This is a genomic window from Aquincola tertiaricarbonis (assembly GCF_000969605.1).
In the GTDB taxonomy this organism is placed as follows: domain Bacteria; phylum Pseudomonadota; class Gammaproteobacteria; order Burkholderiales; family Burkholderiaceae_C; genus Aquincola; species Aquincola tertiaricarbonis.
In genome coordinates this window covers 224,623-238,978 of record NZ_JZUE01000008.1, presented here as the reverse complement: position 1 = coordinate 238,978, position 14,356 = coordinate 224,623, and the positions used below count along the sequence as shown (strand labels likewise).

General features: G+C 71.6%; 13 protein-coding genes and 1 tRNA gene. 6 read left to right on the top strand and 8 right to left on the bottom strand.

Translation table 11 applies throughout. From position 1 onward, the window contains the following. Positions 1-6: 6 nt before the first annotated feature. The gene (locus VO99_RS12230) at positions 7-1,959 is read right to left on the bottom strand and encodes a RecQ family ATP-dependent DNA helicase (RefSeq protein WP_046113122.1); all 1,953 of its coding nucleotides are present in this window, start codon (positions 1,957-1,959) and stop codon (positions 7-9) included. A 37-nt stretch (positions 1,960-1,996) separates the two neighbouring features. Further along, a complete protein-coding gene (locus VO99_RS12225; RefSeq protein WP_046113121.1) occupies positions 1,997-3,346 on the bottom strand; it encodes a chloride channel protein in 1,350 nt (449 codons plus the stop codon). Positions 3,347-3,465: 119 nt separating this feature from the next. Here VO99_RS12225 and ssb point away from each other — a divergent pair, with 119 nt between their 5' ends. Beyond that, positions 3,466-4,011, top strand: coding sequence for a single-stranded DNA-binding protein (ssb, locus tag VO99_RS12220; RefSeq protein ID WP_046113120.1), 546 nt, complete (start codon positions 3,466-3,468; stop codon positions 4,009-4,011). A gap of 71 nt (positions 4,012-4,082) precedes the next feature. Here the strand turns inward: ssb and VO99_RS12215 are convergent, their stop codons facing one another. The 3 genes from VO99_RS12215 to VO99_RS12205 form a co-directional block, all read right to left on the bottom strand. Continuing rightward, positions 4,083-5,168, bottom strand: a complete 1,086-nt coding sequence (locus VO99_RS12215) for a DnaJ C-terminal domain-containing protein (protein ID WP_046113119.1) — start codon at positions 5,166-5,168, stop codon at positions 4,083-4,085. Between the two features lie 58 nt (positions 5,169-5,226). Then, positions 5,227-5,742 (bottom strand): pyridoxamine 5'-phosphate oxidase family protein, encoded by a 516-nt coding sequence (locus tag VO99_RS12210; RefSeq protein WP_046113118.1) that lies wholly within the window; start codon positions 5,740-5,742, stop codon positions 5,227-5,229. Between the two features lie 122 nt (positions 5,743-5,864). Continuing rightward, complete coding sequence (locus VO99_RS12205) at positions 5,865-6,428, bottom strand: c-type cytochrome (RefSeq protein ID WP_046113117.1); 564 nt, start codon at positions 6,426-6,428, stop codon at positions 5,865-5,867. Between the two features lie 150 nt (positions 6,429-6,578). Here VO99_RS12205 and VO99_RS12200 point away from each other — a divergent pair. Next, a tRNA-Arg gene (locus VO99_RS12200) sits at positions 6,579-6,654 on the top strand. A gap of 125 nt (positions 6,655-6,779) precedes the next feature. Continuing rightward, on the top strand, positions 6,780-7,742 hold the full coding sequence (locus VO99_RS12195; RefSeq protein ID WP_052736297.1) for a septal ring lytic transglycosylase RlpA family protein: 963 nt from the start codon (positions 6,780-6,782) through the stop codon (positions 7,740-7,742). Positions 7,743-7,765: 23 nt separating this feature from the next. On the opposite strand, the gene VO99_RS12190 is transcribed toward VO99_RS12195, so the two are convergent. Beyond that, on the bottom strand, positions 7,766-8,566 hold the full coding sequence (locus tag VO99_RS12190) for an SDR family oxidoreductase (RefSeq protein WP_046113115.1): 801 nt from the start codon (positions 8,564-8,566) through the stop codon (positions 7,766-7,768). 72 nt (positions 8,567-8,638) lie between these two features. Between VO99_RS12190 and VO99_RS12185 the strand changes: the two genes are divergently transcribed. After that, positions 8,639-10,576 carry a PhoX family protein gene (locus VO99_RS12185; protein ID WP_046113114.1) on the top strand — a complete coding sequence of 646 codons (1,938 nt, stop codon included), beginning with the start codon at positions 8,639-8,641 and terminating at the stop codon, positions 10,574-10,576. Positions 10,577-10,615: 39 nt separating this feature from the next. Continuing rightward, positions 10,616-11,287 (top strand): YecA/YgfB family protein, encoded by a 672-nt coding sequence (locus tag VO99_RS12180; protein ID WP_046113113.1) that lies wholly within the window; start codon positions 10,616-10,618, stop codon positions 11,285-11,287. 13 nt (positions 11,288-11,300) lie between these two features. Here the strand turns inward: VO99_RS12180 and VO99_RS12175 are convergent, their stop codons facing one another. Next, on the bottom strand, positions 11,301-12,566 hold the full coding sequence (locus tag VO99_RS12175; protein WP_046113112.1) for an Hsp70 family protein: 1,266 nt from the start codon (positions 12,564-12,566) through the stop codon (positions 11,301-11,303). A gap of 47 nt (positions 12,567-12,613) precedes the next feature. Next, a complete protein-coding gene (locus tag VO99_RS12170; RefSeq protein ID WP_232315341.1) occupies positions 12,614-13,192 on the bottom strand; it encodes a LysE/ArgO family amino acid transporter in 579 nt (192 codons plus the stop codon). Between the two features lie 118 nt (positions 13,193-13,310). On the opposite strand from VO99_RS12170, the gene VO99_RS12165 reads away from it, so the two are divergent. Beyond that, positions 13,311-14,228 (top strand): ArgP/LysG family DNA-binding transcriptional regulator, encoded by a 918-nt coding sequence (locus VO99_RS12165; RefSeq protein ID WP_046113111.1) that lies wholly within the window; start codon positions 13,311-13,313, stop codon positions 14,226-14,228. Positions 14,229-14,356: the final 128 nt, after the last annotated feature.

Genomic DNA, 14,356 nt, shown 5'->3' with positions numbered 1-14,356 from the left:
CCGCGCTCAGCGGCCCAGCACGCCCAGGATCTCGGTCCCGTAGGCCTCCAGCTTGCGCGCGCCCACGCCGCTGATCTCGCCCAGCTCCGCCAGGTCGGCCGGCATGCGCCGCGCCATCTCGGCCAGCGTGGCGTCGTGGAACACGACGTAGGCCGGCAGGTTGTGCTCGCGGGCCACCTCGCCGCGCCAGGCTTTCAGCGCGGCGAAGCGCTGCTGGGCTTCGGCGTCCAGGTCGGCCGCCGCGGCCGGCACCTTGCCGTCACCGCCGCGTACCGCCCGCTTGCGCACGCCGCGGGTGGCTTCGCGCGGCATGCGCAGCACGATGGGGACCTCGCCCTTGAGCACCGCGCGGCTGCTGGGCATCAGGCCCAGCGTGTTGTATTCGCCCTCAGTGGCCACATGGCCCAGTGCCACCAGCTGGCGCAGCACGCCGCGCCACTGCGCGTCGCTCAGGTCGGCGCCGATGCCGAAGGTGCTGAGCTTGTCGTGCCCGTACTGGGCCACCTTGTCGGTGCGCTTGCCGCGCAGCACGTCGATCAGCTGGCCGGCGCCGAAGCGCGTGGGCCCGAAGCCGCCGCCGTGCTGCGAGAAGCGGTAGATGCAGCTCAGCGCCTTGCGGGCCGCTTCAGTCGCGTCCCAGGTGTCGGGCGGGTTGAGGCAGTTGTCGCAATTCCCGCACCGGACCCCCACGCTCCCTTCGGTCGCTGCCGCCCAGGGGGGCTCACCGCGGACCGAGCGACCCGGATCCGCGGTGGCCGCGTAGGTTTCGCCGAAGTACGACAGCAGCCGCACGCGCCGGCAGTCGTGCGATTCGGCCAGCGCCAGCAGCGCCTCCAGCTTGCCGCGCTGCACCTGCTTGAACTCTTCGCCGGCCGGGCTCTCGTCGATCATGCGGCGCTGGTTCACCACGTCGGCCAGGCCGTAGGTCATCCAGGCTTCGGCCGGCTCGCCGTCGCGGCCGGCGCGGCCGGTCTCCTGGTAATAGCTCTCGATGTTCTTGGGCAGGTCGAGGTGGGCCACGAAGCGCACGTCGGGCTTGTCGATGCCCATGCCGAAGGCGATCGTGGCCACCATCACGATGGCGTCCTCGCGCAGGAAGCGGTCCTGGTGCTTCTGCCGCACCGAGGCGTCCAGCCCTGCGTGGTACGGCAGCGCGGTGATGCCCTCGTCGGCCAGCCACACCGCAGTTTCCTCCACCTTCTTGCGGGTGCCGCAGTAGACGATGCCGGCCTCGCCCTCATGCTCGTCGCGCACCAGGCGCAGCAGCTGCGCGCGCGGGTTGTCCTTCTCGACGATGGTGTAGCGGATGTTCGGCCGGTCGAAGCTGGCCACGAAGATGCGCGCGTCGTCCAGCGCGAGCCGCTGCACGATGTCGGCGCGGGTGATGTCGTCGGCGGTGGCGGTGAGGGCCACCCGCGGCACGGCCGGAAAGCGCTCGTGCAGCTGCGACAGGCCGAGGTACTCGGCGCGGAAGTCGTGGCCCCACTGGCTGACGCAATGCGCTTCGTCGATGGCGAAGAGGCTCAACAGCCCGCGCTCGTTCAATGAATCGAGCATCGCCAGGAAACGCGGCGTCAGCAGCCGCTCGGGCGCCGCGTACAGCATCACCAGTCGGCCGCTGCGCAGCTCGCGCTCGACGTTCTGCGTCTCGTCGCTGGTCAGCGTGCTGTTGAGGAAGGCGGCATGCACGCCGGCCTCTTCCAGCGCGCCCACCTGGTCGTGCATCAGCGCGATCAGCGGGCTGACGACCACCGCCACGCCACGGCCGGTGCGGTGCCGCACGATGGCCGGCACCTGGTAGCACAGGCTCTTGCCGCCGCCGGTGGGCATCAGCACCAGGGCGTCGCCGCCGGCGGTCACATGCTCGACGATGTCGCCCTGCATGCCGCGGAATGCGGTGTAGCCGAACACCTCGTTGAGGACGTGGAGCGGTGACGCGGCGGAATCAGCTGGGTTCATGGGAAGCCGGCATGTTAACGAGGGCGGCCACGGGCCTTCAGGCGACACGGCTGCCCGGCTCGCCGGCACGCGGCCGCATCAGCTCGGCGAGTTCCATGTACATCGGCTTGCAGATCAGCCGCGAAAGCCCGCTGGACACGAAGGCCGTCAGCATCAGGCTGAGCACCATCGCGTGGCCGGACACCATCTCCATCACCAGGATGAAGGCCGTGAGCGGACCTTGCGTGGCCGCCGCCAGGAAGCCGACCATGCCCAGCGCGATCAGCGGTATGGCGTGTTCCGGAGCCAGCCCGAACAGCTGCGCCACGTCGCGGCCGATGCCCGCCCCCACCGACAGCGAAGGCGCGAACACGCCGGCGGGCACGCCCGTCCATGACGACAGCCAGGTGGCGATGAACTTCAGCAGCGTGTAGAGCGCGGGCGTGTCGGCCTGGCCCTCGAGCATCGCGCGGGTGGGCGCATAACCGGCGCCGGCCGTCGCGCCGTCGCATACCAGGCCGATCACGGCCACGCCCAATGCACAAGCCGCCCCGAAGCGCACGGGGTACTGCGCGCGCCAGCGCCAGTACCAGCGATCGCCCGGTGCCAGCGAATTGACCAGCAGCAGCGAGAACACGCCGCCCGCCAGCCCCGCCACCACCGCCACCACCAGCCCGGGACCGATCAGCTCCAGCGGCACGCTCTGCACCCGCAGTTCACCGAAGTACGTGAGGTTGCCGAACACCGACACCGCCACCAGGCCGGACAGCACGATGCACACGATCACCAGCGCGCTCTGCGCCGCATGGTGCCGGCGCGAGAGCTTCTCCAGCGCGAACATCACCCCGCCCAGCGGCGTGTTGAAGGCCGCCGCGATGCCGGCCGCCGCACCCGCCACCATCAGGTCGTGGCCATCGATGCGGGCCGCCGGCGACAACCAGCGCCGCACCGACAGCATCACGCCGGCACCGATCTGCACCGTGGGCCCTTCGCGGCCGGCCGAGAGCCCGGCCAGCATCGCGCCGCCCAGCAACGCCGCCTTCTTGATGGCCAGCGGCAGCGACACCAGCGCACGCCGGCGCTCCGGCGCCAGGCTGTCGTCCAGCGCCACCATCACCTGCGGGATGCCCGAGCCGGCAGCCCCCGGCGCATGGCGCCGCGTGAGCCACACCAGCAGGGCGGTGAGCACCGGCGTCCACAGCAGCATCAGCCACGGACCCAGCGGGCCGGAGCCGCGCATCTGCTCGTGCAGATGGCTGGCGGCCTCGCACAGCAGCGTGACGCCCACCACCGCCGCACCGGTGGTGACGGCGGCCGCCAGCACGATGGCACGGTCCAGCCACGCCCGGCCGGCCTTCATCTCGCGGCGCAGGTTGCGCCAGAAATCGGGGGTGTCGTCGCTGTGCATGGCGGGGACCTTAGCAGCCGCCGCGCCCGACCCATGCGGCACAATCGATCGCTCCCGGCCAGCCACCGCGCCGCGGCCGAACCCCCTTTTCCGTACCCACCCGACGCACAGGAGCGACCATGGCCTCCGTCAACAAAGTCATCATCATCGGCAACCTCGGGCGCGATCCCGAGATGCGTTCGTTCCCCGACGGCGGCTCGATCTGCAACATCACCGTGGCCACCACGCGCCGCTGGAAGGCACGCGACTCCAATGAGTTCCAGGAGGAAACCGAGTGGCACCGCGTGGTGTTCCGCGACCGCCTGGCCGAGATCGCCGGCGAGTACCTGCGCAAGGGCCGCCCCGTGTACGTGGAAGGCCGCCTGAAGACCCGCAAGTGGCAGGACAAGGAAGGCCGCGACAACTACACCACCGAGATCGTGGCCGAGCAGATGCAGCTGCTGGGTGGCCGCGAAGGTGCCGGCGGCGGCGATGAGGACGCAGGCGGCGGCGGTGGTGGCTACCGCAGCCGCGGTGCGGCCGGCGGTGGTGGGGGTGCCGGCGGCGGCTACGGCGAAGAGCCGCGCGAGCGCCCCGCGCGCTCGGCCGCGCCCGCGCCGCGCCCGGCTCCGGCGCCGAAGTCGAACACCGGCTTCGACGACATGGACGACGACATTCCGTTCTAGAGCACACCTGCGAGCCCGGCCTGCGCCGGCCCCGCAGCCTCAGCCCGCGTGCCCACCGGCCGCGGGCTTTTTCATGCGCGGCTGGTGCGGCGCCGCGCAGCCTTGAGCGGAGGGTCCGCCGGTGCATCGGCGGCCACGCGGGCGCGCAGCCGCCGTTGCCAGTCGGCCAGCGGACCGGTGGACGCGCTGGCGGTGGTGGCGATCAGGCGGTCCAGCAGGATCTGCTGGTCGGTGGACAGCGGTTGCGGAAAGATCGGCATCACCGTGACCACCAGGTCGGCCCGCGCGCCACGCCGGCTGGCCGGAAAGCCCTGGCCACGCAGGCGGTACACACATTCGCCATGGCGTAGCGCCAACGGCTGCGTGCCTTCCAGCGTGGGCACTTCCACGCTGCGGCCGCCCAGCCAGCTGAAGCCGTCCACCGGCATCTCGCAGCGCACGGTGCCGTCGTCGTCCAGCGTGAAGAATGCATGCGGCTGCAGCTCGATGTGCAGATCCACGCCGCCCTCAGGTGAAGCCTCGGCGCGCCCGGCCGGCACGCCCAGCAGGTCGCCGTCCCGCACGCCGGGCGGGATGCGCACCTTCAGTTCATACCTGCGGGGCGGCAGCTTGCCGCTGCCCTCGCAGGGCGCGCAGCGTTCGCGCGCACGGCCATCGCCGCCGCAGTCCTCGCAAGTCGCGGTGGTGGCCAGCCAGCCGTACCAGGCGCGCTGGCGCACTTCCCCGCGGCCCTCGCAGCTGGCGCAGGCACCGCCGGGCCAGCGCAGGCCCTGGCCGGCGCAGGCCGTGCAGCCCTGCGCCACCTGGCCGCGCAACACGCGCAGGCAGCCCAGCGCGGCTTCTTCCAGCGTGAGCTTGATGCGCCGGCTGAGCGGACGCGCAGCCTCGCCAGCGGGTGCCTTGCGGGCAGGCGGTGGGCTCGGCGCGGCCGCGGGCGCGGCTGGCTCGGCAGGCCGCACCGGGGCGGCGGCGGCGCCGGCCCCGCGCAGCAGCTCGAAGGCCTGGTTGATGCGCTGCATCTTCTCCACGGCGGCACGGCTGGCATTGCGGTCCGGGTGCCAGCGCGAGACGAGCTTGCGCCATGCGGCCTTGATCTCCGCCTCGCTCGCGCCGGGCCGCAGGCCCAGCTCCTCCAATGCTGCTGTCTCGGTGCTCATCCCGGCCCCCTGGAGCCGGGATGCTAAGCGAGCGCCGTGCCGGCGCCCGGCATGGCGCTCAGTCCATGCGTACGCTGCCGTGCTCGCCCATGCCGGTGGGCGGGTGGCCGGTGACGGCGGCCTTGGCCATCTTGAACAGCTGCGTGAGCTTGTTCTCCTTCACGTCCCAGTAGTCGGCATGGACGATGTCCACGCGCACCAGGGCCAGATCGGGGTCGTTCGGGCCGCCGGGGAACCAGGCTTCGGCCATCTTGTTCCACAGCTGCTCCACACGGGCGCGGTCGTCCACCACGCGAGCCTTGCCGGAGACGGAGACGTACGAATCCTTGTCCGTGTCCGCATAGGCCACGTTCACGTTCATGTCGCTGGTCATCTCGCTGACCGGATCGCTCTTGCGCGACATGAAGAACCACAGCGTGTGGTCCTCGTTGATCGACTTGTTCTGCGTCGTCATCGGACGCGAATGCAGGTGACCGTTGGTGTCGTGCGTGGTGAACATCGCGAAGCGGATGTCCTTGATCAGCGACCACAGGTGATCGCGTTCCTCGGCCGGGGTTTCGTGGGACGTGGACATGTGCACTCCTTGTTGAGCAAAGTCAGTGCAGCCCGTTCGGCAAACCCCGTTCCTGCAGCGGTCGCCCAGCAAAAAGGCCAGTCGCGTGGACTGGCCTTTTCAGCGGGGGCGCTTGGCGCGCTTCAGTTGGAAGCGGCGGAGGCCGGCGCGTCCGCGGCGGCAGCCATCACCGGCTCCTTGAGGTTGCCGCCGGATTTGTTGGTCATGTAGACCACGGCGCGGCCAATCTCGAAGTCGGTGAAGTCGCCGCCGCCCTGCGGGCCCATGTTGCCCTTGCCCTTGAGGGCAGAGGTCAGCAGGGCTTCGTAGCCGGTCTGGATGCGGGCAGCCCAGGCGCCGTTGTCGCCCAGCTTGGGCGCGCCGGCGGCGCCGCTCGAGTGGCAGGCCGCGCACTGCGCGTTGAACACCTGCTCGCCGGTCTTCATCGCGCCGGGGTCGGTGAGGTCCTTGATCTCGACGGTGCCCACCGGCTGGATGCGGCGGGCCACCGCTTCCTCGGCCAGGATGTCGGTGCCCGCACCGGGCTTGTTGAAGCCCGTCACGTAGGTCACCAGCAGCACGATGGCCACGATGGGAATCACGAACGAGAAGAACACCGCAACGACCAGTTGCTTGGGCGTCTTGATGGGCCCTTCGTGGGGCATGTCGTGCGGGTCGTTGATGACGGGCTTGTGTGCGTCGCTCATTCAGTCCTCGGTAGCGGCAGCGGGTCGAGTGCGTGCCGGGCACGCAAAACCTGAAGATTATAGAGGGGTGCCGCGCACAGCCTCTTTGCATGGCTTGGCCGCACGGCGCGGGGGTGTGCTGCAAAGTCGTGGCTACAATCCCCCCTCTTTGCGCCCGTAGCTCAGTGGATAGAGTATTGGCCTCCGAAGCCAAGGGTCGCTGGTTCGATCCCAGCCGGGCGCGCCACCTGCACCGTTTGCAGGCGGCCCCCACCGCGCAAATGTCAGACTGCTGACGCGCCCTCCCGCTTGATGCCGCATGCCCCGCCCAACCGGCTGAGGCCTGCATGGCTTTTCGCGACAATGTTCCAGATGCAGCGTGAACGCCCTCACAGCCACCCGCTTGCGCTGGCCCTCGCCGCTTCGCTGATCGTCGCCGGCTGCGCCAGCGGCCCACGCGCACCGGCCGAAGACACCGAGCGCGACGGCCCCGGCGACCTGCCGCCCGCGCAGCTGATGGACGTGCCCGACGCCGAACCGCGGGTCGAGATGATCCGCACCGGCGGGCCCAACAAGCCCTATGCGGTGTTCGGCCGCGCGTACGTGCCGGTGACCACCGACCAGCCCTTCGTGCAGCGTGGCCTGGCCTCCTGGTACGGCCGCAAGTTCCACGGTCGGCCCACGGCCAGCGGCGAGCTCTACAACATGTACTCGATGACGGCCGCGCACCCCACGCTGCCCATCCCAAGCTTTGCGCGGGTGCGCAACCCGGCCAACGGCCGCGAAGTCATCGTGCGGGTGAACGACCGCGGCCCGTTCCACGGCGCCCGCGCCATCGACCTGAGCTACACCGCCGCGCTGAAGCTGGGCCTGCTGCGCGGCGTGGCGCCGGTGCACATCGAGCGGCTGACGCACGACGAGATCCGCGATGGCAGCTGGCGCGCCACGCCGACACCGGGCGCCGATACCTCGGTGGCGAGCGTCGCACCGCCAGTTGCCCCGCCGCCCGCTGCAGAAGCAACGCCTGCGGCAGCCGAACCAGCCGCCGCGCAGGCCCTGCCCATCACCCAGGAAACCGCGCGTGCGCGCGTGCCCGGCGCGGTGGGCTTCTGGGTGCAGCTGGGCGCCTTCAAGGCACATGACGGCGCCGTGGCCCTGCAGCAGCAGGTGATGCGGCAGCTGGAGGCGCTCACGCCGCTGCTGGCCATCTTCAACGAGGACGCGGTGCACCGGCTGCAGGCCGGCCCCTATGCCACGCGGGAAGACGCCGCCCAGGCCGCGCAGCGCCTGCGCAGCCTGTTCCAGCTGGCACCCATCATCGTGCAGCGCCGCTGAACACGCCGCCCGGCGGCTTTTTGCTAGCGGCCGCCGGCCACGTCCAGCGTGGCGCCGGTGGTGTAGCTGGCGTCGTCGGACAGCAGCCAGGCGATCGCCGCGGCGACTTCATCGGGCCGACCGGGGCGCTGCATCGGGATCAGCGCCGACGAGGTGTGGGCACGGTCGGGCCAGCCGCCGGAGGCATGGATGTCGGTGTCGACGATGCCTGGCCGCACGCCATTGACGCGGATGCCTTCCAGCGCCAGCTCGCGCGCCAGGCCCACGGTGAAGGTGTCGATGGCGCCCTTGCTGGCCGCGTAGTCCACGTACCAGCCGGGCGCGCCCAGGACCGCGGCCTTGCTGGAGAGGTTGACGATGGCCCCGCCGCGGCCGCCGCCAGCCGCGCGCGCCTGCGGGCTGGCGTGTAGCGTGCTCATGCGCCGCACCGCCTCGCGTGCGCAGACGAAGCTGCCCACCACGTTGGTGTTGAAGATGCGCTGCAGGCGCTGCACCGTCATGTCGGCCACGCGCTGGTTCTCGGCCACCACGCCGGCGTTGTTCACCAGCGCGCCGATGGGGCCCAGCGTGCGGTCGATGGTGTCGAACATGGCCAGCACCTGGGCCTCGTCGGCCACGTCGGCCTGCACCGCCAGCGCCTGGCGGCCCAGCGCCCGCACCTGCGCGCACACCGCCTCGGCGGCCTGCGCATCGCGTGCGTAGTTCACCGCCACGTCCCAGCCTTGCTGGGCACAGCGCAGCGCGGTGGCCGCGCCGATGCCCCGGCTGCCGCCGGTGACCAGCACCCGCCGGGGTGCGCCCGTTGATTCGATCGGCGTGTTCATGCCGGGATGATGTCATGTGGCAGCAGCCGGATACTCCGGCGACAACCCACCCGTGCCCTGAGGAGGAGACACATGCCCAAGGACTTCACCGAGATGGAGAACAGCAACCGTTCGGCCAACCCCAGCATCCACGAGGTCTCGGATCCCGCGCGGCGCCTCTGGCTGCGCGGCACCGCCGGCGCGGCGGTGGCCGCGGTGTTCGGCCCCTCGCTCGCCGGCCTGGCCGGCTGCGCCGCCACCGGCCCGTCCGGCTTGGCCACCAGCGGGCCGCGCCTGGGCTTCCAGTCGGTGCCGCCCTCGCGGGCCGACGCCATCGTGGTGCCGCCCGGCTACGTGGCCGCGGTGCTGGCGCCGTGGGGCGAGCCCATCGGCGTGCCGGGCCGCATGCCGCCGTGGCGCAGCGACGCCAGCCACAGTGCCGACGACCAGGCGGTGCAGATGGGCATGCACCACGACGGCCTGCACTTCTTTCCCATCGAAGGCTCGTCCACCCGCGGCCTGCTGGTGATGAACCACGAGTACACCGACGAGGGCCTGCTGCACGGCCCCGGCAAGGCGGACAGCCCGGAAGGCGTGCGCAAGTCGCAGGCGGCGCACGGCGTGTCGGTGATCGAGGTGGCGCTGCGCAACGGCCAGTGGGACATGGTGCGCCCCAGCCCGCTGGCCCGGCGCTTCACCGCCTACAGCCCGTTCCGCGTGGCAGGGCCGGCTGCCGGCCATGCGCTGATGCGCACCGCGTTCGATCCGGAGGGCCGCACCGTGCTGGGCACGCTGAACAACTGCGCCAGCGGCCGCACGCCCTGGGGCACCTACCTGTCGGGCGAGGAGAACTTCGCCTTCTATTTCAGTGGCGGCGACAACACCACCAAGGACCAGGCCCGCTGGGGCCTGCCCAAGAAGGCCTTCTACGCCTGGCCCAACCACGACGCCCGCTTCGACGCCACGCGCCATCCCAACGAGTTCCACCGCTTCGGCTGGGTGGTGGAGATCGACCCGATGGACCCCACCAGCACACCGGTCAAGCGCACCGCGCTGGGCCGCGCGGCGCATGAAGGCGCCTGGGTGGCCGTCACGAAGGACGGCCGCGCCGTGGTGTATTCCGGCGAGGACGCCCGCTTCGAATACATCTACAAGTTCGTCAGCCGTGACCGCATCGCCCCGGCCGGCAACGGCCTCACCGCGGCCCAGGCCAACCGCGAGCTGCTGGACCACGGCACGCTGTACGTGGCCCGCTTCAATGCCGACGGCACCGGCCGCTGGCTGCCGCTGGTGCACGGCCAGGGACCGCTGACCGCGGCCAACGGCTTCGCCGACCAGGGCGAGGTGGTGATCCGAACGCGGCAGGCCAGCGACCTGCTGGGTGCCACCAAGATGGACCGGCCGGAGTGGATCGCCATCGACCACCAGTCGCGCTGGGTGTACTGCACGCTGACCAACAACACCCAGCGCGGCCAGCCCGACAAGCCGGGCCCCGACGCCGCCAACCCGCGCGCCAACAACGCGATGGGCCAGATCATCCGCTGGCAGGAGGACGGCGACTTCGACGGCCCCACCATGCGCTGGAGCCACCTGCTGCTGGCCGGCGACCCCGGCAACACCCGGCCCGATGCCCGCGGCAACGTGCAGGGCGACTTCTTCGGCTGCCCCGACGGCCTGGCCTTCGACAGCCGCGGCGTGCTGTGGATCCAGACCGACGCCCATGCCACGCAGATGAACAAGGGCGAGTTCGAGCGCATTGGCAACAACCAGATGCTGGGCTGCGACGTGGCCACCGGCGAGGTGCGGCGCTTCCTCACCGGGCCGGTGAATTGCGAGATCACCGGCGTGGCGCTGACGCCCGACCAGTCCACGATGTTCATCAACGTGCAGCATCCGGGCGAGACCCCGTCGGACATCAGCCGTGCCGATGCGCCGCAGCTGTATTCCAGCTGGCCGGACAAGGCGCACGGCCGGCCACGCTCGGCCACCGTGGTGATCCGACGCCAGGACGGCGGCGCCATCGGCACCTGAGCCGGGCCGGCCCCCCGCGCCGGCACGCGACAATCGGCCATGACGTCCGCCCCCCTCACCGACGCTGAATTCGCCGAACTCGACGGCCTGCTGGCCACGCTGCCCGAGCCGCTGGAGCCGATGGAGGCCAGTTCGCTCGACGGCTACCTGGTCGGCGTGCTGCTGCAGCCACGGCCGGTGCCGCCCGCGCGCTGGCTGCCCTTCGTGCACGATGTGGACGGCCGCCCCGCGCCGCCCGGCGTGCCGATGGAGCGGCTGCATGCGCTGGTGCTGCGCCGCCATGCGGAGCTGAACGGCCTCATCGACCAGCGCCAGTGGTTCGACCCCTGGATCTTCGAGCTGGACGAGGACGCCTCGCCCTCGGAAGCCGTCATGCCCTGGGTAGCGGGCTTCGCCACCGCGATGGCGCTGTTCCCGGCGCTGATGGACCTGCCCGATCCCGCCACGCTGGAGCCGCTGGCCACGCTGTTTGCGCACCTGGACCCCGACGACCTGGAAGACGCCGACGAGCTGCTGGCCGAGATCGAGACGCTGGAGCCGCCGGCGGACATGACGGAAGCGGTGGACGGCCTGGTGCGCAGCTCGCTGCAGCTGGCCGACGTCTCGCGGCCGAAGGCGCCGGCCCGCGCCGCCAAGCGCCCCGGCGCGCGGCCCCGGCCCGGCGGCGGCCGGCCCGGCCCGCTGCGCGGCAGCGGCAAGCCCCGGAGTTGAGGTCGCGGGCGGCTCAGCCGCCCCAGAGCCGCCGGGCGTGCTCGCCCAGGCCTTGCGCCACGCTGGCGAAGCGGTCGCCCTTGACCCGCTGGGCCTTCGGAAACTCCGCGGCGATGCGGTCGGCCAGCGGCGTCAGCCCGGTGGAGCCGCCGGTGAAATACAGCACGTCCACCTGCCCCGGCGACACGCCGGCCAGCGCAGCAGTGTGCACGCCGGCATCGACGATGCGCTGCAGGTCGGCGTCCAGCGCACGCATGGCGGTGGCCTCGTCCAGCAGCGCATGCAGGCCGGGCTCGATGTCGTCCAGCGCCACCGGTGCCGCGCCACCATCGGCCACCGCGATCTTGGCCTGCTCGGCCTGCGCGGCCAGCGCATGGCCCAGGCGCAGCGTCACGGCGCGCATCAGGCGCTCGTGCTGGCGGCCATCGGCATAGAAGTCGCGCATGCGGCGCAACTCGGCCACCCGGCCGGGCGCGTACACGGTGTTGATCAGGTGCCAGGTGGCCAGGTCGAAGTACACCTTGTTGGGCACCTCGCGCCCGCCCGGGCCCAGGCCACGGTAGCCCAGCAGCGGCAGGATGGCGGCCAGCTCGATGTGGCGGTCGAAGTCGGTGCCCGCGATGTGCACGCCGTGGTTGGCCAGCACATCGTCATGGCGCTGCAGGCGCTCGCGACGGCCGGGGCCCACCCGCACCAGCGAGAAGTCCGAGGTGCCGCCGCCGATGTCGGCCACCAGCACCAGGTGCTCCCGCTCGGCGGTGCGCTCGAAGTCGAAGGCGGCGGCGATCGGCTCCAGCTGGAAGCTCACGTCCGCGAAGCCCACGCTGCGCGCGGCGCGCTCCAGCGAGTCCTGCGCCTGCGCGTCGCGCTCGGCATCGCCATCGACGAAGGCCACCGGCCGGCCCAGCACCACCCGGTCCAGCGGTACGTCGGCGCTGCGCTCGGCCAGCGTCTTCAGGTGCCGCAGGTAGTGCCCGATCACGTCCAGGTACCGCACCGCCTTGCCGCCGCCCACGTCGGTGTGCTGGTCCACCAGCGTGGAGCCCAGGATGCTCTTCATCGAGCGCATCAGCCGGCCGTCCAGCCCGTCGATGTAGGAAGCCAGCGCCAGGCGGCCATAGCTGCGCTCGGGCTCTGCGGCATGGGCCTCGTCCACCGCGTAGAACACCGCCGTGGGCATCGTGCGATGGCCGGGCTCCACCTCCACCAGGCCGGCGCCGGGCAGCGCGATGGCGGAATTGGACGTGCCGAAGTCGATGGCGCAGCCGGCTGGCTTCATGGCGGGGAACCCTTCGGAAAAAGGGGCGGGATTCTAGTGCCCCCGTGTCAAAGCCCCCCGGTGGCCAGGGCCGCCGCCATGCCGAACATCACCAGCGCCACCAGCCCGTCCACCACCCGCCAGGTGGCCGGGCGCGCCAGCCAGGGTGCCAGCGCCGCGGCGCCGTAGCCCAATGAAACGAACCACAGGACGGAAGCCAGCCCGGCACCGGCCGCGAACGGCCAGCGTGCCTCGGCCGGCTGCTGCGCGGCCACCGCGCCCAGCAGCACCAGCGTGTCCAGGTACACATGCGGATTGAGCCAGGTGAGCGCCGCCGCGGTGCCCAGAGTGGCGGCCAGCCCGCCCAGCTCGGCACCCGCCTGCAGGGCCTGGTGGCCCGGGCGCAGCGCACGCTGCATGGCCCGCAGGCCGCACCAGGCCAGGAAGGCGGCGCCGGCCCAGCGCAGCAGCTCCATGAGCAACGGTGAGCGCGCGAGCGCAGCTCCCACGCCGAACACGCCGGCACTGGTCAAGGCCAGGTCGGACAGGGCGCAGAACAGCACCACCGGACCCACGTGCCGCCGCAGCAGGCCCTGGCGCAGCACCAGTGCGTTCTGCGCGCCAATGGCGACGATGAGGCTGCCCATGAGAGCAAAGCCGTTCGTGAACACGGGTAAGGCATCGGACATGCCGCGATGGTCGCCCACGCTGGCCGCAAATGAATGTGAGCTGAAAATCGATCATGCAGATTCAGCGGAGCTTCATGTGGACACCTCCTTCGATCCCACCGGGCTGGCGTGCCTGGTCGCGCTGTCCGACACCGGCAGCTTTGCCGCCGCGGCGCAGCGGCTGGCGCTGACGCCGTCGGCTGTGTCCCAGCGCATGCGCGCGCTGGAGGCGCAATGGGGCCAGCCGCTGGTGGTGCGCACGCGGCCGCTGGACTTCACGCCTTCGGGCAGCGTGCTGCTGCGGCTGGCCCGACAGTGGCAGAGCCTGGCGGCGGAGGCGACGCGGCAGCTGGGAGCGGCCTCGGCGCATGGCGAGCGGGTGCCCATCGGCGTGAACGCCGACAGCCTGGCCACCTGGGTGCTGCCGGCGCTGGATGCCCTGATGCGCGAAGGCGTGCAGGTCGGCTTCGGCATCGACCTGCGCGTCGACGACCAGGACTTCACCCACGAAGCACTGCGCGCCGGCACGGTGCTGGGCTGCGTGAGCAGCCTGGCCGAACCGCTGCATGGCTGCGGCATGCAGCGGCTGGGCGTGATGCCTTACCTGGCCGTGGCCAGCCCGGCGTTGCTGCGGGAGCTGCCGGCCGCAGGCCTGCGGGCCACCGACCTGGCGCGCCTGCCCGTGCTGGTGTTCGACCGCAAGGACGGCATGGCCCGCGCCTGGGCGCAGCAGGCCTTCGGCCTGCCCGACCTGCGGCTGCGCGAGCGGCATGTGCCCTCGTCCGAGGCCTACGTGGAGGCGGCCTGCCGCGGCTGGGGCATCGGCGTGGCGCCGCAGCTGCAGGTGGCGGCCGCGCTGGCCGATGGACGCCTGCAGCCGGTCCTGCCTTCGGTGACGGTGCCGGTGACGCTCTACTGGCACCAGTGGCTGCTGGACGGCGCGGCCGACCGGGGCCTGCTCGGCCGCATCGGTGCAGCGCTGCAGCAACATGCAGCACAGGTGCTGGAGGCCTGAGCGACGCGGGTCGCACGCCTGACACATGCGGCTGAAAGCATGGCGGCACGTGATCTCCAGCGGCGATGTGGATTTGGCACCACAGCCCACCACCACGCTTGCGGGGGATGTGACGTGTGCCGCGACAG

Coding starts and splice junctions, on each gene's coding strand:
- VO99_RS12230 (WP_046113122.1), bottom strand. CDS start 1,959: ATGAACCCAGCTGATTCCGCCGCGTCACCGCTCCACGTCCTCAACGAG.
- VO99_RS12225 (WP_046113121.1), bottom strand. CDS start 3,346: ATGCACAGCGACGACACCCCCGATTTCTGGCGCAACCTGCGCCGCGAG.
- ssb (WP_046113120.1), top strand. CDS start 3,466: ATGGCCTCCGTCAACAAAGTCATCATCATCGGCAACCTCGGGCGCGAT.
- VO99_RS12215 (WP_046113119.1), bottom strand. CDS start 5,168: ATGAGCACCGAGACAGCAGCATTGGAGGAGCTGGGCCTGCGGCCCGGC.
- VO99_RS12210 (WP_046113118.1), bottom strand. CDS start 5,742: ATGTCCACGTCCCACGAAACCCCGGCCGAGGAACGCGATCACCTGTGG.
- VO99_RS12205 (WP_046113117.1), bottom strand. CDS start 6,428: ATGAGCGACGCACACAAGCCCGTCATCAACGACCCGCACGACATGCCC.
- VO99_RS12195 (WP_052736297.1), top strand. CDS start 6,780: ATGCAGCGTGAACGCCCTCACAGCCACCCGCTTGCGCTGGCCCTCGCC.
- VO99_RS12190 (WP_046113115.1), bottom strand. CDS start 8,566: ATGAACACGCCGATCGAATCAACGGGCGCACCCCGGCGGGTGCTGGTC.
- VO99_RS12185 (WP_046113114.1), top strand. CDS start 8,639: ATGCCCAAGGACTTCACCGAGATGGAGAACAGCAACCGTTCGGCCAAC.
- VO99_RS12180 (WP_046113113.1), top strand. CDS start 10,616: ATGACGTCCGCCCCCCTCACCGACGCTGAATTCGCCGAACTCGACGGC.
- VO99_RS12175 (WP_046113112.1), bottom strand. CDS start 12,566: ATGAAGCCAGCCGGCTGCGCCATCGACTTCGGCACGTCCAATTCCGCC.
- VO99_RS12170 (WP_232315341.1), bottom strand. CDS start 13,192: ATGGGCAGCCTCATCGTCGCCATTGGCGCGCAGAACGCACTGGTGCTG.